The 20,929-nt window shown below is 49.3% G+C and carries 26 protein-coding genes and 1 pseudogene; 10 read left to right on the top strand and 17 right to left on the bottom strand.

Going from position 1 to position 20,929, the window contains the following annotated elements:
* The first annotated feature begins 19 nt into the window (after positions 1 to 19).
* Genes AC3IRK_RS07450 through AC3IRK_RS07440 form a run of 3 tightly spaced genes read left to right on the top strand, consistent with a single transcriptional unit; the run spans position 20 to position 1,523 of the window.
* Complete coding sequence (locus AC3IRK_RS07450) at positions 20 to 1,024, top strand: SMI1/KNR4 family protein (protein ID WP_489170650.1); 1,005 nt, start codon at positions 20 to 22, stop codon at positions 1,022 to 1,024.
* A gap of 24 nt (positions 1,025 to 1,048) precedes the next feature.
* Positions 1,049 to 1,222: a hypothetical protein gene (locus tag AC3IRK_RS07445; RefSeq protein ID WP_165871633.1), complete on the top strand. Its 174-nt coding sequence runs from the start codon at positions 1,049 to 1,051 to the stop codon at positions 1,220 to 1,222.
* 58 nt (positions 1,223 to 1,280) lie between these two features.
* Positions 1,281 to 1,523, top strand: a complete 243-nt coding sequence (locus tag AC3IRK_RS07440; protein WP_214854895.1) for a hypothetical protein — start codon at positions 1,281 to 1,283, stop codon at positions 1,521 to 1,523.
* A gap of 78 nt (positions 1,524 to 1,601) precedes the next feature.
* Here the strand turns inward: AC3IRK_RS07440 and AC3IRK_RS07435 are convergent, their stop codons facing one another.
* On the bottom strand, positions 1,602 to 2,159 hold the full coding sequence (locus AC3IRK_RS07435; protein WP_489170649.1) for a GNAT family N-acetyltransferase: 558 nt from the start codon (positions 2,157 to 2,159) through the stop codon (positions 1,602 to 1,604).
* Between the two features lie 20 nt (positions 2,160 to 2,179).
* Positions 2,180 to 3,415 (bottom strand): MDR family MFS transporter, encoded by a 1,236-nt coding sequence (locus AC3IRK_RS07430; protein WP_489170648.1) that lies wholly within the window; start codon positions 3,413 to 3,415, stop codon positions 2,180 to 2,182.
* Positions 3,416 to 3,517: 102 nt separating this feature from the next.
* Here AC3IRK_RS07430 and AC3IRK_RS07425 point away from each other — a divergent pair, with 102 nt between their 5' ends.
* Together AC3IRK_RS07425 and AC3IRK_RS07420 are read left to right on the top strand one after the other, a co-directional pair.
* Positions 3,518 to 5,143 carry an ABC transporter substrate-binding protein gene (locus AC3IRK_RS07425; protein ID WP_131972833.1) on the top strand — a complete coding sequence of 542 codons (1,626 nt, stop codon included), beginning with the start codon at positions 3,518 to 3,520 and terminating at the stop codon, positions 5,141 to 5,143.
* A 177-nt stretch (positions 5,144 to 5,320) separates the two neighbouring features.
* Positions 5,321 to 6,475, top strand: coding sequence for a globin domain-containing protein (locus AC3IRK_RS07420; RefSeq protein ID WP_489170647.1), 1,155 nt, complete (start codon positions 5,321 to 5,323; stop codon positions 6,473 to 6,475).
* 290 nt (positions 6,476 to 6,765) lie between these two features.
* Here AC3IRK_RS07420 and AC3IRK_RS07415 read toward each other — a convergent pair whose 3' ends face one another.
* On the bottom strand, positions 6,766 to 7,965 hold the full coding sequence (locus AC3IRK_RS07415; RefSeq protein ID WP_489170646.1) for an MFS transporter: 1,200 nt from the start codon (positions 7,963 to 7,965) through the stop codon (positions 6,766 to 6,768).
* Positions 7,966 to 8,194: 229 nt separating this feature from the next.
* On the opposite strand from AC3IRK_RS07415, the gene AC3IRK_RS07410 reads away from it, so the two are divergent.
* On the top strand, positions 8,195 to 8,491 hold the full coding sequence (locus AC3IRK_RS07410; protein WP_426355249.1) for a hypothetical protein: 297 nt from the start codon (positions 8,195 to 8,197) through the stop codon (positions 8,489 to 8,491).
* Positions 8,492 to 8,571: 80 nt separating this feature from the next.
* Here the strand turns inward: AC3IRK_RS07410 and AC3IRK_RS07405 are convergent, their stop codons facing one another.
* Positions 8,572 to 9,330, bottom strand: a complete 759-nt coding sequence (locus tag AC3IRK_RS07405) for an SDR family NAD(P)-dependent oxidoreductase (RefSeq protein WP_131504056.1) — start codon at positions 9,328 to 9,330, stop codon at positions 8,572 to 8,574.
* An 83-nt stretch (positions 9,331 to 9,413) separates the two neighbouring features.
* On the opposite strand from AC3IRK_RS07405, the gene AC3IRK_RS07400 reads away from it, so the two are divergent.
* A complete protein-coding gene (locus tag AC3IRK_RS07400; protein WP_131504055.1) occupies positions 9,414 to 9,794 on the top strand; it encodes a MerR family transcriptional regulator in 381 nt (126 codons plus the stop codon).
* Here the strand turns inward: AC3IRK_RS07400 and AC3IRK_RS07395 are convergent.
* On the bottom strand, positions 9,791 to 10,861 hold the full coding sequence (locus tag AC3IRK_RS07395; RefSeq protein WP_489170645.1) for a threonine aldolase family protein: 1,071 nt from the start codon (positions 10,859 to 10,861) through the stop codon (positions 9,791 to 9,793). The genes AC3IRK_RS07400 and AC3IRK_RS07395 overlap by 4 nt on opposite strands.
* A 131-nt stretch (positions 10,862 to 10,992) precedes the next feature.
* Here AC3IRK_RS07395 and AC3IRK_RS07390 point away from each other — a divergent pair, with 131 nt between their 5' ends.
* Both AC3IRK_RS07390 and AC3IRK_RS07385 read left to right on the top strand, forming a co-directional pair.
* Positions 10,993 to 11,664, top strand: a complete 672-nt coding sequence (locus AC3IRK_RS07390; protein ID WP_489170644.1) for a hypothetical protein — start codon at positions 10,993 to 10,995, stop codon at positions 11,662 to 11,664.
* A gap of 207 nt (positions 11,665 to 11,871) precedes the next feature.
* Positions 11,872 to 12,168, top strand: coding sequence for a hypothetical protein (locus AC3IRK_RS07385; protein WP_114595950.1), 297 nt, complete (start codon positions 11,872 to 11,874; stop codon positions 12,166 to 12,168).
* Positions 12,169 to 12,247: 79 nt separating this feature from the next.
* Here AC3IRK_RS07385 and AC3IRK_RS07380 read toward each other — a convergent pair whose 3' ends face one another.
* The 5 genes from AC3IRK_RS07380 to AC3IRK_RS07360 form a co-directional block, all read right to left on the bottom strand.
* Positions 12,248 to 13,390 (bottom strand): GGDEF domain-containing protein, encoded by a 1,143-nt coding sequence (locus AC3IRK_RS07380; RefSeq protein WP_489170643.1) that lies wholly within the window; start codon positions 13,388 to 13,390, stop codon positions 12,248 to 12,250.
* A gap of 165 nt (positions 13,391 to 13,555) precedes the next feature.
* Positions 13,556 to 13,822 carry a phage holin gene (locus AC3IRK_RS07375; RefSeq protein ID WP_131504051.1) on the bottom strand — a complete coding sequence of 89 codons (267 nt, stop codon included), beginning with the start codon at positions 13,820 to 13,822 and terminating at the stop codon, positions 13,556 to 13,558.
* The gene (locus AC3IRK_RS07370) at positions 13,819 to 14,481 is read right to left on the bottom strand and encodes a M15 family metallopeptidase (protein WP_489170642.1); all 663 of its coding nucleotides are present in this window, start codon (positions 14,479 to 14,481) and stop codon (positions 13,819 to 13,821) included. Before AC3IRK_RS07370 ends, AC3IRK_RS07375 begins: the two co-directional genes overlap by 4 nt.
* 14 nt (positions 14,482 to 14,495) lie before the next feature.
* Positions 14,496 to 15,302 carry a helix-turn-helix domain-containing protein gene (locus tag AC3IRK_RS07365; RefSeq protein ID WP_489170641.1) on the bottom strand — a complete coding sequence of 269 codons (807 nt, stop codon included), beginning with the start codon at positions 15,300 to 15,302 and terminating at the stop codon, positions 14,496 to 14,498.
* A gap of 149 nt (positions 15,303 to 15,451) precedes the next feature.
* The gene (locus AC3IRK_RS07360; protein ID WP_131504048.1) at positions 15,452 to 15,649 is read right to left on the bottom strand and encodes a hypothetical protein; all 198 of its coding nucleotides are present in this window, start codon (positions 15,647 to 15,649) and stop codon (positions 15,452 to 15,454) included.
* Between the two features lie 127 nt (positions 15,650 to 15,776).
* Between AC3IRK_RS07360 and AC3IRK_RS07355 the strand changes: the two genes are divergently transcribed.
* Entirely contained in the window at positions 15,777 to 16,565 is a 789-nt protein-coding gene (locus AC3IRK_RS07355; RefSeq protein WP_489170640.1) for a hypothetical protein, read from the top strand.
* A 19-nt stretch (positions 16,566 to 16,584) separates the two neighbouring features.
* On the opposite strand, the gene AC3IRK_RS07350 is transcribed toward AC3IRK_RS07355, so the two are convergent.
* The 7 genes and pseudogenes from AC3IRK_RS07350 to AC3IRK_RS07320 all read right to left on the bottom strand — a co-directional run bounded on the left by AC3IRK_RS07350 (position 16,585) and on the right by AC3IRK_RS07320 (position 20,844).
* Positions 16,585 to 16,896 (bottom strand): DUF402 domain-containing protein, encoded by a 312-nt coding sequence (locus AC3IRK_RS07350; RefSeq protein ID WP_370528997.1) that lies wholly within the window; start codon positions 16,894 to 16,896, stop codon positions 16,585 to 16,587.
* A 79-nt stretch (positions 16,897 to 16,975) separates the two neighbouring features.
* On the bottom strand, positions 16,976 to 17,761 hold the full coding sequence (locus AC3IRK_RS07345; RefSeq protein WP_188004242.1) for a M15 family metallopeptidase: 786 nt from the start codon (positions 17,759 to 17,761) through the stop codon (positions 16,976 to 16,978).
* Positions 17,762 to 17,832: 71 nt separating this feature from the next.
* Positions 17,833 to 18,933 (bottom strand): sensor histidine kinase, encoded by a 1,101-nt coding sequence (locus AC3IRK_RS07340; RefSeq protein ID WP_489170639.1) that lies wholly within the window; start codon positions 18,931 to 18,933, stop codon positions 17,833 to 17,835.
* On the bottom strand, positions 18,926 to 19,624 hold the full coding sequence (locus AC3IRK_RS07335; RefSeq protein WP_131504044.1) for a response regulator transcription factor: 699 nt from the start codon (positions 19,622 to 19,624) through the stop codon (positions 18,926 to 18,928). Before AC3IRK_RS07335 ends, AC3IRK_RS07340 begins: the two co-directional genes overlap by 8 nt.
* Positions 19,625 to 19,738: 114 nt before the next feature.
* Positions 19,739 to 20,155: pseudogene (gene arr / locus AC3IRK_RS07330) on the bottom strand (NAD(+)--rifampin ADP-ribosyltransferase).
* 175 nt (positions 20,156 to 20,330) lie between these two features.
* Complete coding sequence (locus AC3IRK_RS07325) at positions 20,331 to 20,597, bottom strand: Txe/YoeB family addiction module toxin (protein WP_290830926.1); 267 nt, start codon at positions 20,595 to 20,597, stop codon at positions 20,331 to 20,333.
* Positions 20,590 to 20,844, bottom strand: a complete 255-nt coding sequence (locus tag AC3IRK_RS07320) for a type II toxin-antitoxin system Phd/YefM family antitoxin (protein ID WP_114595958.1) — start codon at positions 20,842 to 20,844, stop codon at positions 20,590 to 20,592. The genes AC3IRK_RS07325 and AC3IRK_RS07320 overlap by 8 nt, the downstream gene beginning before the upstream one ends.
* Positions 20,845 to 20,929 lie beyond the last annotated feature (85 nt).

The raw sequence follows: 20,929 nt of genomic DNA, 5'->3' as shown, positions 1-20,929 counted from the left end.
CCGGGCGAAGACCTGGATCTTGCCACTTGGGCTCCTGGCTTATTTGTTGCCGCAATTTTTCCTGCGTTATCAGCTCGATTGGTCCGCTTTATCCGCTGTCGGTGTCGGCTATATCTGCGGTTCTATTTTGATGACCGGACTATTTTTTTACGAAAAAAATCCAAAAAAACGAATCAGACTTGAATCGTTTACCAAACAGATCGGAGATGGAACATTGAATATTTGGGATCAAGAAGACGATTATGGCATTCTCGCGCCCTTATCAGAACAGGACATCCAACAAATCGAGCATGAACTGCAGATTACATTTCCTGAAAGTTTTCTCAGCGTATTAAGAAAGCAGAACGGGGGTTGTCTCTTGTATAACGCTGTCTCGGTAGATTTTGAAAATACGTGGTCGGAACCTGGAGAAGCCAGTTACTTACCCATTCGGTACCTCGAAGGTCTCAGCTACGACTCGTTCACCGAGTCGACTAAACTTGTTTTGCCGGAATGGGGCATCACAGGGAAACATGTCACTATCGGTGACGGTGAAGGAATCTATATTTACTACTTAAACTTTGATCAACAGGATAATAATCCGTCCGTGTGGTACCTTGACACTTCCGATGAATCCACACGCGAAGTGGCTCCAACCTTTCAAGATTTTCTGTCCCGGTGGATGATTCAAGAACCAGACTTAGAACCACTTGATTTAGAGGCGTTTTATGCCAGTTATCCTTCGATGGAAGAAATTAATCTTTCTATTCAAAGTGAGGATATCGATACCGTCTTATATGCATTCGGTAGTTGGATGACGATTGGTTTGGAACAAGAACGGTTAGTCCACGAAATGATGAAACGAATTAACACGACGACGGATCCGGACCTCCTTGACTTCTTCGCCCAAAGTTTGACGAATTTAGTGTTGAATACAGGGGCGGACGTTTACGTTTCCAATGAACAATTGGCAAGACTCCTGGAATCAAAAGGAGTTGATTCCGATTTAAATGTTTACATCAACTGGTTACGCGCTGAAGATTAACATTCATTCCGGGAGGTCTACATCATGTCTGAAACCTTTTTGTTTTTGATCATTATCGCTTCTCTGACCATTTGGATCAGCCTGTCAAAAGAAGTATCTAAATCATCTCAAGATTTTAACCGTCCCAAAATGCTGACCTTATTGACCGCCGGATCAATCTCTACGATTATTTTAATCATTGCGCTTGTACAGCCATGACAGCCGTCTGATGTGAAAAACTGTCTTCACAACACGACAGAAATTGAGGTGCTTCAGTATGAAGATTAAAACGTTTCTCCTCGGCTTCATCAGCGTCTATCTTTTGCTGAGCGTTCCTGCACTCTTAGGCATCGGGTCTGTCATCGACTGGGTCCCGGAAGCAACTTTCGCTCAAAAATTTAATGGAATCGTAATCGACGGTCTGACGCGTCACGCTCTGATTAAAAGTGTCCTGGCTACAATCATCAGTCTGTCCGTAAGCCTGTTGTTCTTTAAATACAGGTTCCGTAAAAGACGGTGACGGGACGCCTGCTTCCTTTCCAACGATTTTTTCCAAAAACAAGACGTCCCTCTTTCGAGAAGGACGTCTGTTACTGTTTTATGTGATGCTGCTCGACTGTGCTTCATACCGTTCCCGTGTCCAGCGGTACAGCCGGCTCGTCACGGTCCGCCCGTCAATCCGTTCCATGACGAACGGTCGGTCCAACACATGTTCAAATCCCAGTTTTTCGACGACCCGGCGTGACGGACTGTTAAAGTCAAAATGCGCACACCAGACAAGATCGACTTTCATCGTCTCAAATGCCACTGCGAGGGCGGTCCGGACGATTTCCGGCATCCGTCCCTGCCCCCAGTAGTCGGGATGAAGGACAAATCCGAACTCGACCTGCTTCAAGTCGGCCAGTTCCTTGACCGGACGCCGGTCATGAAAACCGAAGCTGCCGATGACCCGTCCCGTCGCCTTGTCGACGATTGCATAGCCGTCGTTCACCTCTTGAAAGATGTTGATGACGTCCTGACTTTCAGCGAGCGACGCATGCGGTGCCCAGCCGGCGTTTGGTCCGACACGCGGATCCTTCGCATAGGCATAAAGACTGTCGGCGTCACTTTTCTGCCAGCGCCGTAACCGGTGCCGTTCTGTTTCAATGATTTCCACTTTTCTATCCCCTTTCGCTTTTATGAAGCCTGCTGTTTTTCAGCGATTTTTTCTTTTCGGAACAAGCCAAGGTAAACCAGTCCGAGGCCGAGACAGACGATCAGTCCGATGTAGACACTCATCATGAACGGCGCAAGGACCGCTCCGAGGATGAGCGTCGACCGCGACAATAAATCGGCTCCGGCGTGAGACGTGCCGGCAAAGGCCGAGTAGGCGCCGCGTTGGTCGGCCGGCATCATATTTGCTTTTTCCGCGTTCAGTGTCGGTGAATAGAGCAGCTCCCCCATCGTCGCGATGAAAATGAACGTCAGTAACAGCGTCAATGAATTCGCACTCGTCACCGTCGCGTAACCGATGATGTAAAGGGCCAGTCCGCCGACGAGCGCCTGCTTATTTGTAAAGCGGTTGGACAAACGCTGGATGAAAAACGTCAGACAGACGACAAGAATCGTATTTTCGATATTGATCAGACTGAGCATCCGGACACCATTGACACTCAGATCGCCGATTGTCACCGTATCAAATTCGTCCGCTAATCGGACGGCGACATAACTGCCCATCGAAAACTCGGCGGCGAGAATACACATCGAACCGAAGACAACCTTGACAAACGGCCGGTCACGCAAGGCAATCTGATAACTTTTCCCGAGATCCCGGAACACATTCAGGAGCGGTTGTTTCTGCCAGACGTGTTTCGACTCGTCAAGCAGGAAATGATAGGCGACCGGCAGTAACAGCGATGTACACGTCAGCAGGCTGAACAAAAATAGCCGGTTGCTGACGTAAAGCCACCCGCCGAGCGCCGTCCCGAGGGCAATCGACAGATTGATCAACCAGTAGTCGATCGCATAAACGGCCCGCCGGTTTTCCGGTGTCGTTGCGTCGATGATGATTGCACTCATCGCCGGCCGTCCGATGTTGCTCGTCACGGTAAATACGGCATAGGCAATCGTAAAGAGCAGCATTTGATTGGCGGCGAGACTGATCGTCATGACTAAAAACATTAATCCGGTCGCCGTCGTCGACAGGACGAGCAGGCGTTTCCGCGGAAAGCGATCCGCGAGGTAACCACCAATCAAGCCGATCAGGAAGCTGATAATCACTGTCCCGATTAAAAAGATCCCGGCAAATACTTTGCTGTACGCCTGAACAAATAACAGGGCCATAAACGGCATGATGGCGAACGAAATCGTCCGGTTGATAAACGATGTGACCAATCTGACTTTAATTGGCCGAGGCATTTCTTTCCATTTCATATTGTCACCTTCCATTCTCTACCTGTATGATAAACAAGACACAGTGACTAAAAAATGGACATCGTCAAGAAAAGATGTCCCCTTTTAGAACGGAGGAATGAGATGGACGCTTATCTGTTCACGTTATGGAAATCCTGCCGGGAAGGATCGTACTCGATTGCCGAACTCGCCGACACGATCCATTTAAGTCCCAAACAAACGAAACGGTATTTGAACCGCTGGCAGGAAGACGGTTGGCTCGACTATACAAGCGGTCGGGGCCGCGGGCATCTGACGGTACTTGTCTGGCTCCGTCATGTCGAACGCGAATATGCGAAACAGATGCTCGAACGGATCGAACGCGAGTCGGTCGATGCCGTGACGGAAGAACTGAGCTGGGACTGGTCACCGGCGCAGACGGGACGCTTCATGCGAAAGCTTGAGCAAAAGTTCGGCTATACACAAGAGTCCTCGGATGCGTTACTGATTCCGCGAAGGCGCCCCTTTTTGACGACCGATCCGCTCGAAGCCGCCGATATCCACAGTGCCCACCTTGTTCAAAACGTCTTCAGTCGGCTGTTCGCAATTGACGCCGACGGTAAACTGCAAGGGGAACTGGCCCACCATTACGCCTGGAACGGCTCTACCTTATCGCTCTATTTACGAAAAGACGTCCGCTTCCATGACGGATCACTCTTAACGAGTAAGGACGTCACGAAAAGTCTCCGCAAACTGGTCGCTTATCCGGCCTATGCCAAGTCATACCGGCACGTCTTACATATTCAGTCGAACGGTCCTTATCAGGTCGATTTGACACTCGATCAACGGCGGCATTCGCTGTTACCGAAACTGGCGACGATTCATACGAGCATCGGCAAGGACAACGTCGGAACAGGACCGTTCCAGCTGACCCGAAACGATCCGAAAAAGACGGTGTTATCTGCCTTCCCGAATTATTACGGCATCCGCGCCCTGCTCGACCGGATTGAGTTCATTCAGATGCCCGATGCCTATGATCCCGTCTACCGGACATCACGGTCGGACTCCGGTGAAACGGATACGATTTCGACCCAGTCCGGTTTCGGCCTCGTCTTTTTGAATCCGCGTCCCGGCGGCCCGTTCGAGCACCCGGAAGCCCGGCACTACCTTCACCGGTTGATTGCCGCGATCCGTCCGTCGATTCAGTCGGTCAGTGAACGGAGTTTTCCGAACGACCGCGGGTTCCTCGAACAGTTCAGCTCTGTCCACCCGCTTCCGGATGGTCCTGCCGTTACGTTTACGCAACCGCTCCGGATAAAATTGACCGACTTTACGGATAAGGTGACCCGCTGGTTATGCGAGACGCTCGATGCGCACGGTATTCCTTATGAGTTTGTACCGGTCGGCTTTAAGGAGAGTATCACCAATTTCCATGCCTTTGAGACGATCGACCTCGCCGTCCATGCGGAAGTATTCGAACGGAACTTACCGGTCGCCTTCCATCAGTTTTTGACGAATGATTTTTCACCGCCTGCGAAGCTGTTTCACCGGATGCCGGACATGGAGACCTGGCTGACCCAATATGATGAAACCCCGTTCGAAGATTGGATAGTTCTGCACCAGGCGGTCGAACGGCATTTGATCGACTCGTCCTACTTTATTCCGTTGTATGATGATACGCGGATCATTCCGTTTCCGATTGAGCTGCAAAATATTACGATTGATTCGTTCGGCTATTTGGACTTCTCAAAACTGTGGATTTCCTCTTGACCTCCGACCTTCCTCGGAGGTTTTTTGTCGGTTGCTTGACGAATTGATGGCATACTTGTGACAAATATCACGTACTATTTTAAATCTAGTATTTCATCTATTGCATTAAAACAAGTCTTGACGGATACTGAAATCGAACCTGATCTGACATCCATTATCCGAAAAGGAAGTGTCTTTATGTTAACGTCATCGACAATCGCCATCATCAAATCAACCGTCCCGGTGCTCGCTGAACACGGTCACAGCATTACACGTGTCTTCTATCAACGACTGTTTGAAAATCATCCGGAAATGAAACATATCTTTAATCAATCGAATCAAAAAAATGACCGCCAGTCGCAAGCTTTAGCGACAGCGGTCTATGCGGCAGCTGCTTACATTGATCAGCTCGAAACGCTCAAACCGACGTTATTGCCGGTCCTTCATAAGCACCGCAGTCTGCAAATCAAACCTTTCATGTACGACATCGTCGGAACGGAACTGATCGGGGCAATCCAGGATGTCCTCGGAGACGCGGCGACACCGGAGATCATCGAAGCCTGGACGATTGGCTACGGGGAAATCGCCAAGCTGTTCATTTCGCTCGAAGCGGAGCTCTATCAGCAGGATGAACAAGCGACTGCCTTTGAAGGCTATCAGCCGTTCGTCATCGAACAGATCACACGTCAGTCAAGCGACATCCAATCGTTTACGTTACGTCCGGCTGACGGACGACAGCTCGCACCGTATCAAACCGGTCAATACGTTACGGTCCGCCTCCAGGCACCGGATGGTCTTTGGCAAAACCGTCAGTACAGTTTAACGACGATCGCAAACGGCACGTCATATACGATCGGTGTCAAACAGGACGGGTCCGTCTCGAACCAAATGCACGGTTTGTCCGTCGGCGACAGCGTGTTGCTCAGCGCGCCGGCCGGTTCGTTCACGTTACCGGACGCGCCTACTCCATTCGTCGGTCTCGCCGGCGGTATCGGTTTGACGCCACTGCTCGCAATGACTGAAGCAGCGCTTGCGGCAGGTCGCGACACGACGTTATACGTTGCCGTCCAGGACGATCTTGACCGGCCGTTCGCCGAACAATTGGCACGATTTGAAGAACAAGGCGCAACAATCCTCCGTTTTGCAGAACGAAATGCGTTGCCGGGCACGATACCGGGACGCTTGTCGATTGACGACGTAACGCAGATCAACCGGACAGCGGACGCATTCGTCTGCGGACCGGAAGCGATGATCCAGTTCGTCCGCCGCCACTGGAGCGGTCAGCCGGACAAGCTGCATTTTGAAGTCTTCGGACCAAGTCTCGCGCTCGAAGCACCGACTGCCGTTTCGTAACTTTCCTTTAGTCTAGTCAGAAAAAAACGACGCTGCCCGTTCCTGCGGGCAGCGTCGTTTACTTTTAGCGCGGTTCCGTTCGAACCGGTTGTATGTACAGGCTTACTTTTCGAGCTCCGGTGTAATCCGGCGCCACAAAACATTCAACATGACCGTCATTCCACCAATTGGAATCAAAAACATCAAGGCAAGCATCGTCATTCCATCCATCCTGCACATTCTCCTCTGTAAGCGTTTTTTTAAGTATAACGCGTCCGCTTTCTGTCGCCCTCAGCCTGAAGACCGATTTGTTATCCGACCTCATCCTGTCGCACTTCCGTCGCCGGTGTTTTACGCTGAAGACGAAGGAGCAGCAAGACGAGCAGACCGGTTCCGGAAAAGAACAGAAACACGGTGTCGATCGCAAATACGGTCGTCAAATACGCGGATAATCCGAAAAACAGCGCCGAACTGAAGGTCGAAGCGGCGACCATCGCCGAACGGATCCGTCCGAGTAAGGCATCCGGTGTCGTCTGCTGCAGTAACGTCGAGAACGGGATTCCGAACAGACTGAGCGCCATCCCGAGCAATAACATGCCGCTGAACGCAAACGGCAACGTCGTCGTCAGTCCGATCAGCAACGTGAATCCTCCCTGTAACGCCATCGACAGGTAAAACATCTGCATCAGGTCGAGCCGGTCCGCAAGTTTGGCATAGATGAGCGACATGCCGATTCCGCCGATGACAAGTGCCAGTTCGAGCAGCGAAAACGTATTCGCCCCGCCCTGGATGACGTCTTTCGCAAACGGCGCGAGTAACGCGTTGACCGGTGTAATCATCCAGTTCGCGAGAATCCCGAAGACTAAAATCCGGATTAAGCGGGTGTCACGGGTGAGATACGTCAACCCTTCCCGTAAATCCACCCAATAGGTCAGTTTCGGTTTGTCCGCCGCTTCCTCCCCGGACCGTAACGGGAACAACAGGAACCAGGCAAGCAGGTGCAAAACAGCCTCCATCCCTAAAATCACTGTAATTGAAAATCCGGTGATCAACAGCCCACCTGCCAGTAAGCCGGCAAGCGTTCCGACCCGGTCGAGCGTACTCAAGTAAGCATTAGCGACCGGCAGCTGTTCGGACGCGACAATCCGGGTGACGACTTTAAACGCGGTATTGCCGCCGATGACTTGCAGGAACGTCTGGACGGCGAGCAAAGACAATAACGGCACAAGCTGGGCATCCGTCTGCGTCAGGATATACCAGGCGGCAACAAGCAGGAAGCAACGGATCAGGACGGTCGCTTTCAGCAGGCGGACCGGTTCAATCCGATCAATCCACGGTCCGACCAGACTCGAACTGATGAAACGAATCACAAACACGGCGCCGATCACTAACGAGACGGCTGCCGGCGACAACAGCTGGGCACACGTCCAGTAAATCGCAATATAGGAGATACTGGCGCCAACGACAGCAATCAGGTCGGACACATAAAAATAACGAAACAGCCGGTTCATGCCAACGTCTCCTCTCCAGACGGATTTCACCGTCATTTTCTCTCTTCTCAGTTTACACTTTTTTACATAATCCAGACAGAAATCTTTCCATATTTTACAGTCTTACATGTTCCCGACATCTGCTCGTCATATTTAGTTCATCTTGTTATCGACTTCTAATCGGACTGTAACGAAGATTTCGTCGTCAGTCCTCTATACTGAAAGCAGAAGGAAGTGAAGAGCCATGAGAATGCATACACGAACAGTTACCCAGCACGAATCGACGGATCATCCATCGGAAGAACGGCTCGGCTATTACTTTTTATTGATCGTCTTGCCGCTAGGTCTGGCGCATCTCGCCCAGTCGCTCATTCCGTCAGTCGATTCCCATCAGTCGTTTTTATTGTCCACGCTTACGATTTGCGCGATCAGTCTGTTTTCGATTCTCGGAAGCCGGACGGATGGCAGCCCTAAAACTACATTCTTCAGCTACGCGCTGTTTTTAGTCGTCAGCTTAACGTCGACGTTTGTCATGCCGCTGATTTGAGATGAACTACATATACGTTTCATCCGCTTCAGACAAAAAAAGCCAGTTTCCGCTATCCGGAAACTGGCTTTTTGTCGAATTTAGTTGTTTGCACCGACATACGTAAAGAGTGGTCCGCGCAGTTCAAACGAATAATCTTCCGCATTGACGATGCCGACGATTTGGTCACTGTCGAGCAGTTGGTCGAGGAATGTCGCCATTTCCGCCGCCGTATGATATTTGGCGACGTTTTTGCTGTAATCAAATCCTTGTTCCCCGCGTGACCGGTCGGCGAATTCCGTTTCCGTCGCAGCCGGTGCCAGGACTTTCGCCCGCAGTTTCGCGCCGGCATTTTTCAGTTCCTGTGCGAGTCCTTCCGTATAGGCGCTGACATAAAACTTCGTCGCGCAATACGTGACCGCGTTCGGAACGATCCGGTAGCCGCCTCCGGACGAGACGTTGAGGACCGTCGCTCCTTCGACGTCATGATAATCATGGACATAACGGCTCGTTAAGACGGTCAGTGCTTCGATGTTCAGTCGGAGCATCTTTTCTACTTTCGGGACTGACACATCCTTGACGTTGTCGAAGTCACCGAACCCGGCATTGTTGATCCACGTCTCGATGTCGAGGTCTTGTAAGGAATCATACAGTTCATGGACATTCGCCGATTCCGTCAAATCAACGGAACGGAGAATGACGTCACTGTCCGGTGCCAGGGCTTTGACTTCGTCGCGTAATTTTTCCAGTTCATCCGTCCGGCGGGCAACGAGGACCAATGACTTCCCTTTTTGTGCGAGTACTTTCGCTGTTTCGTATCCGATGCCTGAGCTGGCTCCTGTAATGACCGTGTATTTCATCTGTAATTCCCCATTTCTGTTTGGTATAGTAAAAGTCTACAAGTTAGAGTGAACTCTAAGTCAAGCAAGAAAGGTCTGACACGATGTATACGATTTCAGAAATCAGCCAACTGACCGAAACGACGGCCTATACAATCCGCTATTACGAAAAAGAAGGATTGTTGTTCCCGACCCGGACCGCAAGCGGAGTCCGACGTTATGATGAAGCCCAGCTGGCCTGGCTCCGTTTTGTCCTCCGCCTCCGGGCGACACATATGCCGATCGATCAGATCCGGGAATATGTCGAACTGTTTCTCGCCTCATCCGAAACGCACGACACGTCGCTTGAGCGGCTGCGTCTGCTCGAAGTACACCAGCAAAACGTCCGAAATCAGCTCGCGGAACTCATCCGGACGGAACAGATGATTACGGAAAAAATCGCCGTTTACCAACAACTCCATCCGACGGTCAAAGAACCACTTTAAGAAAAGGCTTGCCGAAGCCGGGTAAATCCGGTTTCGAGTGTTTCCGGATCCAGCTCCCCGTAAGCATCGCCGACACTGATTTCTGTTGAACAATACCCGTCTTTGTCGACGAGATAACCCACGAAGCCGAGTCCCGTTTCTTCCTGAACCTGTTCCAGTTTCGGGGACACATCCGCCGCCTGACCTTCAAAGTGCAGGTGGAACATGTTCGAGACCGGGACTTCCGGTGTCGTATGCACACCCGGCAACGCATTGAACCGTTCCGCCAGTTGTTTCGCATCCGCATAGTACTGCCCCATCCGGTCCTTTCGCAGTTCATAATAATAATCGGCCGAAACGATATACGGATACAAGCTGATCAAGTCCCCGCCATACCGCCGTTTCCAGATCCGGGCCGTCTTACAAAACGCTGCCGGTCCTGCAAGAATCGCCCCGGCAATTCCGCCGAGTCCTTTATAAAATGAAATGTAGACACTGTCGAACAGACCGGCGATGTCAGCTGCCGTCTTCTCGTAATACGGCATTATTTCAAACAGACGGGCGCCGTCAAGATGCAGACGGATTCCCTGTTCCCGGCAATACCGGCTGATCGCATCCAGTTCACTGAAGGCCGGAGCGACCCCGCCGATTTCCCGTTGCGGTAATTCGAGCAACAGACAGGCAATCTCCGGCAACGCTTTGATTTCGTCGAGTGTCATCAACCGGTCGGCTTCTCCGACAAGAATCGTTTTAATCGGATGCAGTTCCTTTAATCCGTCCTGCTCATGAATTTCGAGATGACAGAGCGGATGATAGGCGACGATCCGGTTATCCGTCTCATCCGACCAAATCCGTATGGCCACCTGTTGCGCCATCGTACCGCTCGGGAAAAAGACGGCGTCCTCCATCCCGAGTACATCGGCAAACTTTTCTTCGAACGGTTGGATGATGGATCCCGTCCCGTATTGATCACTTGCCGTCTCGTCCGCGGTTTCTTCAAATGCTGTTTTTAACACGCCGACATTCCGTTTCCCGTGCCCGCTGATTTGTCCCGTTGCTTGTTGAAAACTGGTGCGTAAGCGATTCATCTGGTAACCTCCATTTTTTTAGGAAATAATGACTAATTTTTGAAAAAATCAGAACGTTTTCCTGTCTTATTTGCTATACTCAGTTCAGACTTGTTTATCAACCGTTTTGACGGTATCAAAGAGGTGGTCTCATGCAAACTTCGTTCCGATTAAAAATCGGTTTGTTTCTTTCCGGGGTTTTACTGGCCGTGTTCGCCATCCAGTCCGTTGTTCCTCGTTTTCTGACGTCGTTCGTTTCTCTTTTCGACAGTCGGACGACCAGCTCCTGTACGACACGCTGTGGCGACACGCATAATCTTCCGCTTCCGTCCGATCCACTCGTCGTTAACTTTGACCCGATTGCCGAGACCGTCGCAACAGAGCCGGACCCGCTATTTTTACGAACAGGTTTCGATTCTCCAGTCGTCGCACCACCGTATCCGTTCATCTTCATTTTCCTGATGGTTGCATCCGTCCTGTTGCTCGTCTATTACATCAAAGTCATCCGACCGACCCGCTTCCAACCGCTGCTGTTAACGCAAAGTCGCGTCGAGGTGCTTTATTATCCACACCATGAATTACCGGCAGAAGTTATTCGCCAACATATGCTGCTGTTTAACCGCCGGCTTCCGCAATCGATGCAACGGCGCGAGCAGGAGACGATGACCGAGTGGTTCGCACGGATCAAGTTTCCATCGCCGGTCAATCCCCATTACTTAGAAGTCCGTTATGGCGGACACGTCTCGATTCCGGTCCACCAGTTAACCTTTTTTAAGCAAACGACCGAAGACTTTTTGCGTCATGTCGGCTCGACGATCATTTGATCCAGCAGCGCCTGATTCCAGACCAGGCACTGCTGAATCAGGTGATTTTTTTGTGTTCGTTAAAAGATTCCCTAATTCATCAGTATTCGGTCCATTTCCGGACAGAAACTGATATTTTTCAAAAAAATTGGGTATTATAGACTATATAGTTAACTAACAGCTTATAATTTTTTGAACTGTTTTTGAAAGAGAGCGAGGCGAAACGAGATGATTACAGCACAAGAAGCGTACTTCATAAAAAATGGTCTGAACGAACAGTTTGAAGACCCTCGAATCGACTGCGACTTTTCCATTTTCTCGCTCGAACCGTTTCAACTCTTGTTACATGTACATGATGACGAGGTCGATGAATTGAGTACGGAAACGAGGTATGTCCTAAGTCGAAAGATTCGGTCTCAGCTGCATCAATTAGACGCGAAAGTCGGCGGTACACCCGTCAAGACGGTGTTCGTCATTTCTGCGCCATTGATTTCCGACCGTTCCTATTGTGTGATTTTGCAATGATCCGAAAGACCAACTATGGATTAAAAAAGCTCTGATCCCATTTTCGAATGGAATCAGAGCTTTTTCGTTGGAGAAACGTTCAACTCGCTTCATGGCTTGAAATTTGATTGCGTCCGCTTGACTTCGCCCGGTACAGGGCTTGGTCGGCCAGGACGATCAAGTCGCCTTCCGTCAACGTCTCGCTCGGCCGGACGACGGCAAGTCCGATACTGACACTGAGCTGGCAAAGCGGTTCGTACGCACTGTGTTCAATCTTCAACCGGAGGATTTCACTGCGGATCCGTTCGGCGACATGTGTGATTTGCTCGACATGCTCCGTCAAGATGACGGCGAATTCTTCTCCTCCGTACCGCGAGACCAGTCCAAACTCACCCGCCTGTTTTTTTAATGTAGCGGCGACTTTCTGCAGACACCAGTCGCCTTTCAGGTGACCGTACGTATCGTTGTACAGTTTGAACTCGTCGACATCAATCAAAATCAAGCCGACGTCCATCTGCTGTTCCCGGGCGGTCGTAAAGCATGCTTCCAAATGCTCATCGAACGCGCGCCGGTTGGGAATCGAGGTTAAGGCATCATGTAACGAGCGGTGGATCAACGCCTGTTGACTCCGCTCGAGGCGGAACGTCTGCAGGAAGGCCATCAACAGCAGGACAGCGACACTGACGACGATGACGATGACCCATTTGGCAGACGCCGACGCCTGTTTGGAACGGTCCGTAGCTTCCTGGATGATTTTATCGATGTCCTGATTGATTTTTGCATTGATCGGCCGGAACTGATTGATATAGTCCATGCCGCTGTAACGTTTCAGTGTCGCCCGTTCGATTTGATTGCTTTGAATCCATTGAATCTGCTGTTCATAAAAACCGTCCGTTCGTAAAATCAGTGGAATCGCCTCATCTGCCAGCAATTGCTTGAGAATCGGATGGCGTTGATCGAGCATCTTCAATGTGGCAATCGTCTCTTTCAGTTCGGCATTCGTATTTTTGAATTGCTGGAACGTCTGATCATTTTGGTCAAGCAAATAACTGCGCACTGTCAACTCCTGATCGAGCAGCAATGGGAACAGTTGCGAAGCAGCATTCGAAATCGGGATCGCTTCCATCATAATCCGATTGTTTTCTTGTTCAACTTTCAGGAAAGCATTGTAACTCCAGATACTTGTAAACATCAATGAAAACAATGCGAGTAACAGGTAAAATTGTAACGTCGATAATTTCAAGTTCAGTCTGACCTCTTTCTTTTCCGTCGGCAGCAACTGAGGAATGCTGGCGATACGGGACGCTACCTTATTATCGGTATCTTGGGATCAAACCATTAGCGCTCTACTCGAAATATTGCCCGTTGCCTGCACATTTCAAACAAATTACCAGTTCAGGTTGCACATTCATCCTGGTTTTTCCTGTCCGTCTCGCTGGACATGATTTTTCCATTCCGTTAAAACGACTTGCGCATGTTGCGCCGCCTCGGTCATATTGTTATTTTTCCACCACGCATACATCAGACCGCCTGCTCCGAGGAGCGCCGTCAGAGCGGTTTCGATTTGATTCGTCTCAAACGGCAGCGGTGTATAGCCGAGTGCAAGTAACGTCAAATTCACGAAACTGTAGAGCGGCACGATCAGTCGGATCAGGGCGATTGAACGTTCCTTCATCGTTGAAGTCCAAACAGATGACGCCACGTGACCGGACCAATGACACCGTCTGCCGTTAACCGGTGCTGCCGCTGAAACTGCTCAATGAGTTGCGTTAATTTCCGATCGAATTGACCGGTCAACGGCAACCGGAGCCGTTTTTGAATCAGCCGGATCAGCGTCCGGTCCATCCGCTTTGCTCCTGCATATAGCGGTCGACCGGGATAACGCGGTCCGAGTAACGGTTTCGCTTGACCGTTGACCGCATCATACAATTGAAAATGCGGATAATCGGGAAAATTGCCCCAGTCACCGCCCCACTGCATCTGATAACGTTTCATCGCGGCGACGAGCCGTTTCAGCCGCGGATCTGGCGGTGCGAGAAACTCCGCCCGTTTGCCGCCGTCCGCATAGACAAAAAGATCAACGGCAACCCCGAAGTTATGGTTTGATCTTCCCCCTTTCGCATAAGTGACGATTTTTCCCGGACGGGTCCGCCCGTTGGCATACAAGGCATCCTGTTCCTGTTTTGTCCGGTAAGCTTGTGCAATACCGATCGGCAGTCCTTCTGCCGCCAGTTCCGTAATGACGGCGCGGGTAATCGCGACGACGTCCGGATCCATTTCTCTTGTCAGTTTTCGGTTCGCTTGTACGAGGAGCCAGTCAAGTGATGGTGTCATAAAGTCCTCCTTGATCAGATAAGTTCTGCGAGCAGTAATGCCAGTTCCCCTTGATCGGGAACAGCTTGTTCAAGCCGTTGTTTTTGCTCCGCTTCTGCCTGCTGCTGTTGCCGGCGTTCCCGTTCGACCCAATCCGGCAACCGACCGCGGTCTGTCAGGCGGGACGTTCGCTTCCGGGAAGATGCACGGCGGCGTTGTTCATGACGGTCAATCTGTTCCTGCGTCAACAAATTCCGCTGTTTCAGACTGTCGATGATGACCTTAATGTAGTTGAAGTTGCGGATGTTCGCCGCCGATGCCTGTTCGATCGCATGGTGCAGGACAACCGGACTCGTTTCTTTTAACAAACGCTCAAGTTGCCTGCCAATCGACGGGGTGACACGACCGATTCCCCTCTCAAAATGAGTGATGATTTCCTTGACTCCGGGTGATGGTGGTTCTTTTTTTAAAGACGGTTTTTTAACCCCTTTTTCTTTGGAGGCGACAGATGTCTCCCCGGAAGTCGTCTCATGACTAGGGACCTGTCCGGAAGCACCCGGGGACCCCGCCCGGATCCGGTAGCCGTTTGACGTTTGTCCGCCGTGCCGGTCAAACCGTTCGACCTTTTCAATCCATCCTTTTTCGACGAGTGTCTGGAGACAGTTTTTGACGGTCGTCTTGCCGCACGGAACGGCGTCCGCGAGCGTCTGATGCGACGGGAACGCGAGTCCGTCCCGTCCGGCATAACTTTGCAGCAGCAGATAGACCATTTTTTCATGGACGGAGGAAAAAGCGGCTCCGTCGCGTAACAATTGATGCTCGACACGTAAGTAAGGTTGCATAAATTTGTCCCCCTTTAGATTCAGGAGGAATTTCCTCCTTTCTATCAAGAAATAACAGGACGAATCACTTGGTTGTTCGGATTTTTTTAGACAACAAACAGGCACGACTTGATCGGAAGCGACTGTTCCGAAAAAATCGTGCCTGACGGTTAGAGGAATCTGAAATACAAATACGGCAGTACACCGGCGAGCAGGATGCTGAAGACGACCATACCCAGGATGACGAAGATTGCTTTTGAGATTGATAGCTGTTGTTTTCGATAAGACAACATGACAGCTTTGACAATCGTCCAGATCATTAATCCACTCAAGAGACATGAGCCTATCAGGAGAATCAGCACTTCCATATCAATCACCCTTTCCTGTTCTAAGTAATTATTTTATCTTGAATTAGACGATTTTTCCTTGACGGACCGTTTAAGCTTGCTAGACTGAACAAGAGAACGCTTACACCATATAAAAGGAGTTTTTCTAATGTCACGCCAACAGACCCTGCTCACACGTCTCGACCAGATTGGCCAACAGCTGGAACAAACAAATGACGCCTGGTTATTGCTCGGACTCGGTTCCGTCGGTCGGGAGCTGGAACGGCTTGATGCCTATTCCGACCTCGATTTTTTCGTCATTACGAAACCGGGTCAAAAACAACGGTTCCTCGACCGGCTCGACTGGCTGGAATCCGTTCATCCGCTCAGCTTTATCTTTCAAAATACCGTCGACGGGTTTAAGTTATTGTTCGCGGACGGGATCTACGGGGAGTGTGCGATTTTCGAACTCGATGAGATGCCGGACATCGCTTTTTCCCCGGGACGGATTGTCTGGCAGGATCCAACATTTCCGGGCGTCGACTTGACGGTTTCAAAACAATCACCTCCACCGATCCGGCGCGATACACTCGACTTTGCACTGAACGAAGCCTTGACGAATCTCTATGTTGGACTGTGCCGCTATGCCCGCGGCGAACGGTTGTCCGGTCTCCAGCTGGTCGAACAGCATGCTTTTTCAAACTTTTTGTCGATTCTGCATTTAATCGAGCCGGAAGTCGTCTATTATCCCGACGCCTACGGCAATGAACGCCGGGCCGAGAAACGGTTCCCCCAGACGCAGGAACGGTTCACCGATGTCCTGCAAGGATACGCCCGCGTCCCGGAATCGGCGCTTGCACTGCTTGACTGGCTCGAGCAGATTCTGCCGGTCAATTCCTCGATGGCTGCTGAAATTCGGCGGCTGGCTGCGGAGTGTCAAACGAAACACCCTAATTGAAAGCAGACTCAGAGCCGTTTTAAGGAAGTGGAGTTGTCTTACTGTCGTGCCGTACTCGATTCAGCCAACTTTCCAAAAACCCGTCAAACGGAAAGACCTGTCTTTGAATCTTGTCTTGCAGCCGGCGTAACGTCCGTTCCGCTACTTCGATGACGTCAACCGCATAGTGATATGTCAGTTGATTTTCTAAAAACTCTTCTTCGTCGACGACCGTCCACTGACCGGTTGTATCCCGGATGAGATCCAGGTCAAGATCAACGAACCGGAGACCGGACGTTGTCCGTAGACCAGCACATGCTGATTGGTTTCCTGTAACAAAGTCGTTTCCCAGTTGCAGTGAAGCGACCCGTCATATTTCACGGCTTGGACTTGAATATTTGAATGAATAGACGAATGAATTTGGTTCCTCCTCAGTCTTTTTTCAAGCGGGACGTGACGATAAAACCGTGTTCATTCGTACCGGACACTTGAAAATGCGGTGTATCCGGAATACGGATTGACCGCATTTTCGTGTATTGAACAAAATATGTTTGATTTCCTATTTTCATCTTGTACGCGTTCTCTTGTTCGACATAGCGTATGTATTCCTCCAGCACCAAATCTTCCTCGTACATCTTGCTGCTGTGCGGTAAGCCGACATAACGAATATGCCACGGTTCAAACGAAATTCCCGTTACTGCTTCCTTTCCTTTTGGATACCGGATGATAAAACCGAACTTATGGGCATTTTTCGCAAGCCATCTGCCTTCTTTGGATTGACTCATCTTCCCGCTTGTCGAACCGAGATCGACCGACAGACCCGTTTGGTGCTCGCTGTGACCAGCAGGCAACGCAAAGTCCGCACCATATTCTTCATACAGCCGCTGTTGCAGCTTCCCGCTTCGGTAGGCACTATTGATTTGAAAATGTCTGACTCCCACTTTTTCCGCACGACGTATCATCTGTCGTAAAGCTGTCCCGACATGCTGTTGTACTAATAAACCCGCTTCGATATGTGTCTCCGTTGCCGCCTTCGGGATTTTGCCAAGATTGCGCGGATCTTCCTGAATCTCCGTTTGTTTATTGATCAATACTAAATCTCCTTGATACAACGATGCATCCTTCAATGAAATTTTGTTCGTCAAAGCCGGTGTTCGTGTCAGATAAAATTGAAATAGAATAAGTACAATCAAAAGCACGCCGATTAGTTTTTTCATGTTAAACCCTCTCCTTTTCTTCATTACAGACAGCATAAAGAAAAGGGTTTAAATGAAAGTCGGGAAAATTCTTAAGAATTTCTTAAATCAGCCGGAAAAACGATTTCAAATCGAATCTGTCCTGCGCTTTGCTGTAAGTCAATCGTCCCTTCATGTCTTTCGACAATCGTCTTTGCTATGAACAGGCCAAGACCGGTTTGTTTCGTCGGTATGTTCCGGACTTGATCGACTGTATAAAACATATCAAACAGGTACGGCACATCCGCCGCTTGAATCGTCGGACCGGCATTCGTGATCTGAATCACAATTTCCGCGCCGCGGCGGAATGCACTGATGTCAATCGGATAATCTAGATTGCCGTAACGTATCGCGTTATTAAGCAAATTCTCAAACACCCGGGCCAGTTCTTTTCCGTTTCCCGTCATGTTCAAGGACGGACTAATCTGCTGATTTAGACGGGCGTTGACACGACTGATCAACGGATACATTTCATCCAGGAGTTGGAGCAGGAGATGATACAAATCGACCTCTGTCTGTTCCGTTGTCTTCAGTGATAAATCAAGTTTTGAGATATCAAACAAGGTTTCAAGGAGTTGTTCGAGATCCCGGGATTTTTTATAGGCAATTTTTATGTAGACAGCCCGTTCTTCCGGGGTTGTCGTCGGTTGATTCAGTAAATCCAAATATCCGGTCACCGATGTCAACGGCGTCCGTAAATCATGGGCCAAATTGGCAATCAGCGTTTCTTTACTGCGTTGCGCCAACGTCTCTGCCTGAATGGCCGTCCGTAAGCCTGAGCTTGCCGCATTCAAGTCGTTTGCGATTTGGCGGAACTCATCTTTCGATGCAATCTCGATACGATGTGAAAAATCACCCGCTGCCAACTGACGAATACCGCTTGAAATGTCCTCAAAATATTTGGTATATGTCCGCGTCAGCAGATAAAAGATGAGAATCGAAAATGGAATGTACAGCGCTAAAAAGACATAGATGTCACCGACTTCGCGCATCCAAAACCGGTATCGCATATACGTGTCCCCGTAAAAGACGTGATGATGGTAATAATATTGTAGCGCCTTATAGATTGCGAATGTGATGACCGAAGCCATCAACAGACTTTTGATAAACAGATAGATGATTCTGGTCCGGAAGCCATTGATGAACTTACGCATTGACTTTATACCCGACGCCCCAAACGGTCTCGATCAACCGTTTGGTCTTATTGGTGTCGGAAATCTTTTTCCTTAATGTCCGAATGTGGACCATGACCGTGTTGGCCCCGTCAAAGTAATCTTCCTTCCAAACCCGCTCAAAGATTTTTTCCGTACTGAAGACCTGATTCGGAGAACCGGCAAGCAACCAAAAAATATCAAATTCCTTTGGCGTCAAATTGACAGGCTGTTCATTAACAAGGACTTTCCTTTGGTCGGCATCGAGAATCACGTTTTGCAGTCGAATCAAATTACTCTCAAATGGTTTCGACTGTCCCGTCCATTGAAAGGCACGCCGTAACTGGGCGTTGACCCGGGCGACCAGTTCAAGCGGATTAAAAGGTTTCGTCATATAATCATCTGCTCCGATCACAAGCCCGCTGATTTTATCAAAATCCGACTGTTTGGCGCTTAAAAAGATGACCGGCGTCTGATCGATTTGCCGGATTTGTGTCAAGACTTCGTGCCCGTTCATGTTCGGCATCATAATGTCCAGGATGACGAGATCAACCGGATGTTGCCGGAAGCGTTCTAGACCTGACATACCGTCATAGGCGAGCAATGTCTGAAATCCTTCGTTTCGTAAATGAATCGAGACGAGTTCGGCAATTTCGACCTCGTCTTCGATGATGAGAATCGTTCGTATTGGCATAAGCTGTCCCCTTTTCTAAACTTGAACAGCTTAAATGATGGCATATCGGTTGATTCATTCCCCTTTTTTCAAAACATATTCTAACAGGTATTTCCATTTCCTTTTAAAATCTTCTCAATCCAAAATGACATTTTTTCCTTCCTTCGTTAACCGGGCTAAGGAATCCTTCATTTGAAGAATCGTCTCTTCCGAATGCCGCTCCTAAACGCCGAGCTCTGCGACGACGAGAAGCGGTTCCTTCGACCGGTAGGACCGTGTCGGATTGCCGGGAAAGCGCTGATCCGTTAAGTTCGGATCATCTTCAAACGGTCCAAGCGGTTCGGCGAGATAAATCCGTTCCCGTTCGTCACCTTTGGCAAGCTCGGCTCCCCACTTTGCAGCTTCAAGTGTTGCGGTGAAATAAATATAATTCGAGCGTTTTTCCTGATAGTTAGACAGGTAATTAATTTGTAATTCATCTCCGACTCGTAATACGGCTTTTGTCCCATGCAGAAACGGTCCCTGGTCGAGCACTTTGGTTTGTCCGGTCATTACTGTTCACGTCCTTTACTACAATCTTATTTGAAGTGTAGAACAGAACAAAACGTAAAAGTAGTCTGTTTTCGTCTACAGATTCGCGGTATAATTCCAGTAGAGAAGAATGAAAAACTCCCGACATACGTCACGTTCCGGTTGGAGCGGTGCGTTTTGTTCGGGAGTTTTTCGTTTAATAATGATAACGGCATTGAAGGATTTCCACTTGTTCACTCGTCGACCTGTAAACGAGACGATGTTCCGAGTCAATTCGCCGGCTGTAAAAGCCTTGTAAATTTCCTTTTAATGCTTCCGGTTTGCCTATGCCAGTCAAATTGCCGTTTCGTTTTACGTCTTCAATCAGTGTATTGATCCGCTTCAATTTTTTTCTGTCTTCTTGTTGCCAATACAGATAATCTTCCCATCCATGATCCGTAAAAAGTAGACGGACTTTACTCATCAATCAACGTTCTTTCTGTCAGCTTTTTTTGTTCCAGCTGTTCGATTGACTCCAGTAGACGGACTGAATTTTGAGGACTTCGCATTAAATAGATGGTCTCCATCAAACGATTATATTCTTCTTCAGAAAGTAAAACGGCATTTTCGTTATTTTTTCGTGAAATGATGACAGCTTCCTTATCATCATGCACTTGATCTAAAATCTGTTTAAAATTTTTCCGGGCATCACTGTATGTGACAATCGACATCATTAGTTCCTCCTTACGTGGTTTTCTCTATTTTTATTGTACATGATTTCGTACAACTACTCAATCTTCGTTTCTGTTTCCTTTC

The organism is Exiguobacterium sp. GL_137 (assembly GCF_057834585.1).
This window is presented reverse-complemented; position numbering and strand designations above follow the sequence as displayed.

Coding starts and splice junctions, on each gene's coding strand:
- AC3IRK_RS07445 (WP_165871633.1), top strand. CDS start 1,049: ATGTCTGAAACCTTTTTGTTTTTGATCATTATCGCTTCTCTGACCATT.
- AC3IRK_RS07440 (WP_214854895.1), top strand. CDS start 1,281: ATGAAGATTAAAACGTTTCTCCTCGGCTTCATCAGCGTCTATCTTTTG.
- AC3IRK_RS07430 (WP_489170648.1), bottom strand. CDS start 3,415: ATGAAATGGAAAGAAATGCCTCGGCCAATTAAAGTCAGATTGGTCACA.
- AC3IRK_RS07425 (WP_131972833.1), top strand. CDS start 3,518: ATGGACGCTTATCTGTTCACGTTATGGAAATCCTGCCGGGAAGGATCG.
- AC3IRK_RS07420 (WP_489170647.1), top strand. CDS start 5,321: ATGTTAACGTCATCGACAATCGCCATCATCAAATCAACCGTCCCGGTG.
- AC3IRK_RS07415 (WP_489170646.1), bottom strand. CDS start 7,965: ATGAACCGGCTGTTTCGTTATTTTTATGTGTCCGACCTGATTGCTGTC.
- AC3IRK_RS07410 (WP_426355249.1), top strand. CDS start 8,195: ATGCATACACGAACAGTTACCCAGCACGAATCGACGGATCATCCATCG.
- AC3IRK_RS07405 (WP_131504056.1), bottom strand. CDS start 9,330: ATGAAATACACGGTCATTACAGGAGCCAGCTCAGGCATCGGATACGAA.
- AC3IRK_RS07400 (WP_131504055.1), top strand. CDS start 9,414: ATGTATACGATTTCAGAAATCAGCCAACTGACCGAAACGACGGCCTAT.
- AC3IRK_RS07395 (WP_489170645.1), bottom strand. CDS start 10,861: ATGAATCGCTTACGCACCAGTTTTCAACAAGCAACGGGACAAATCAGC.
- AC3IRK_RS07390 (WP_489170644.1), top strand. CDS start 10,993: ATGCAAACTTCGTTCCGATTAAAAATCGGTTTGTTTCTTTCCGGGGTT.
- AC3IRK_RS07385 (WP_114595950.1), top strand. CDS start 11,872: ATGATTACAGCACAAGAAGCGTACTTCATAAAAAATGGTCTGAACGAA.
- AC3IRK_RS07375 (WP_131504051.1), bottom strand. CDS start 13,822: ATGAAGGAACGTTCAATCGCCCTGATCCGACTGATCGTGCCGCTCTAC.
- AC3IRK_RS07370 (WP_489170642.1), bottom strand. CDS start 14,481: ATGACACCATCACTTGACTGGCTCCTCGTACAAGCGAACCGAAAACTG.
- AC3IRK_RS07365 (WP_489170641.1), bottom strand. CDS start 15,302: ATGCAACCTTACTTACGTGTCGAGCATCAATTGTTACGCGACGGAGCC.
- AC3IRK_RS07360 (WP_131504048.1), bottom strand. CDS start 15,649: ATGGAAGTGCTGATTCTCCTGATAGGCTCATGTCTCTTGAGTGGATTA.
- AC3IRK_RS07355 (WP_489170640.1), top strand. CDS start 15,777: ATGTCACGCCAACAGACCCTGCTCACACGTCTCGACCAGATTGGCCAA.
- AC3IRK_RS07345 (WP_188004242.1), bottom strand. CDS start 17,761: ATGAAAAAACTAATCGGCGTGCTTTTGATTGTACTTATTCTATTTCAA.
- AC3IRK_RS07340 (WP_489170639.1), bottom strand. CDS start 18,933: ATGCGTAAGTTCATCAATGGCTTCCGGACCAGAATCATCTATCTGTTT.
- AC3IRK_RS07335 (WP_131504044.1), bottom strand. CDS start 19,624: ATGCCAATACGAACGATTCTCATCATCGAAGACGAGGTCGAAATTGCC.
- AC3IRK_RS07325 (WP_290830926.1), bottom strand. CDS start 20,597: ATGAGTAAAGTCCGTCTACTTTTTACGGATCATGGATGGGAAGATTAT.
- AC3IRK_RS07320 (WP_114595958.1), bottom strand. CDS start 20,844: ATGTCGATTGTCACATACAGTGATGCCCGGAAAAATTTTAAACAGATT.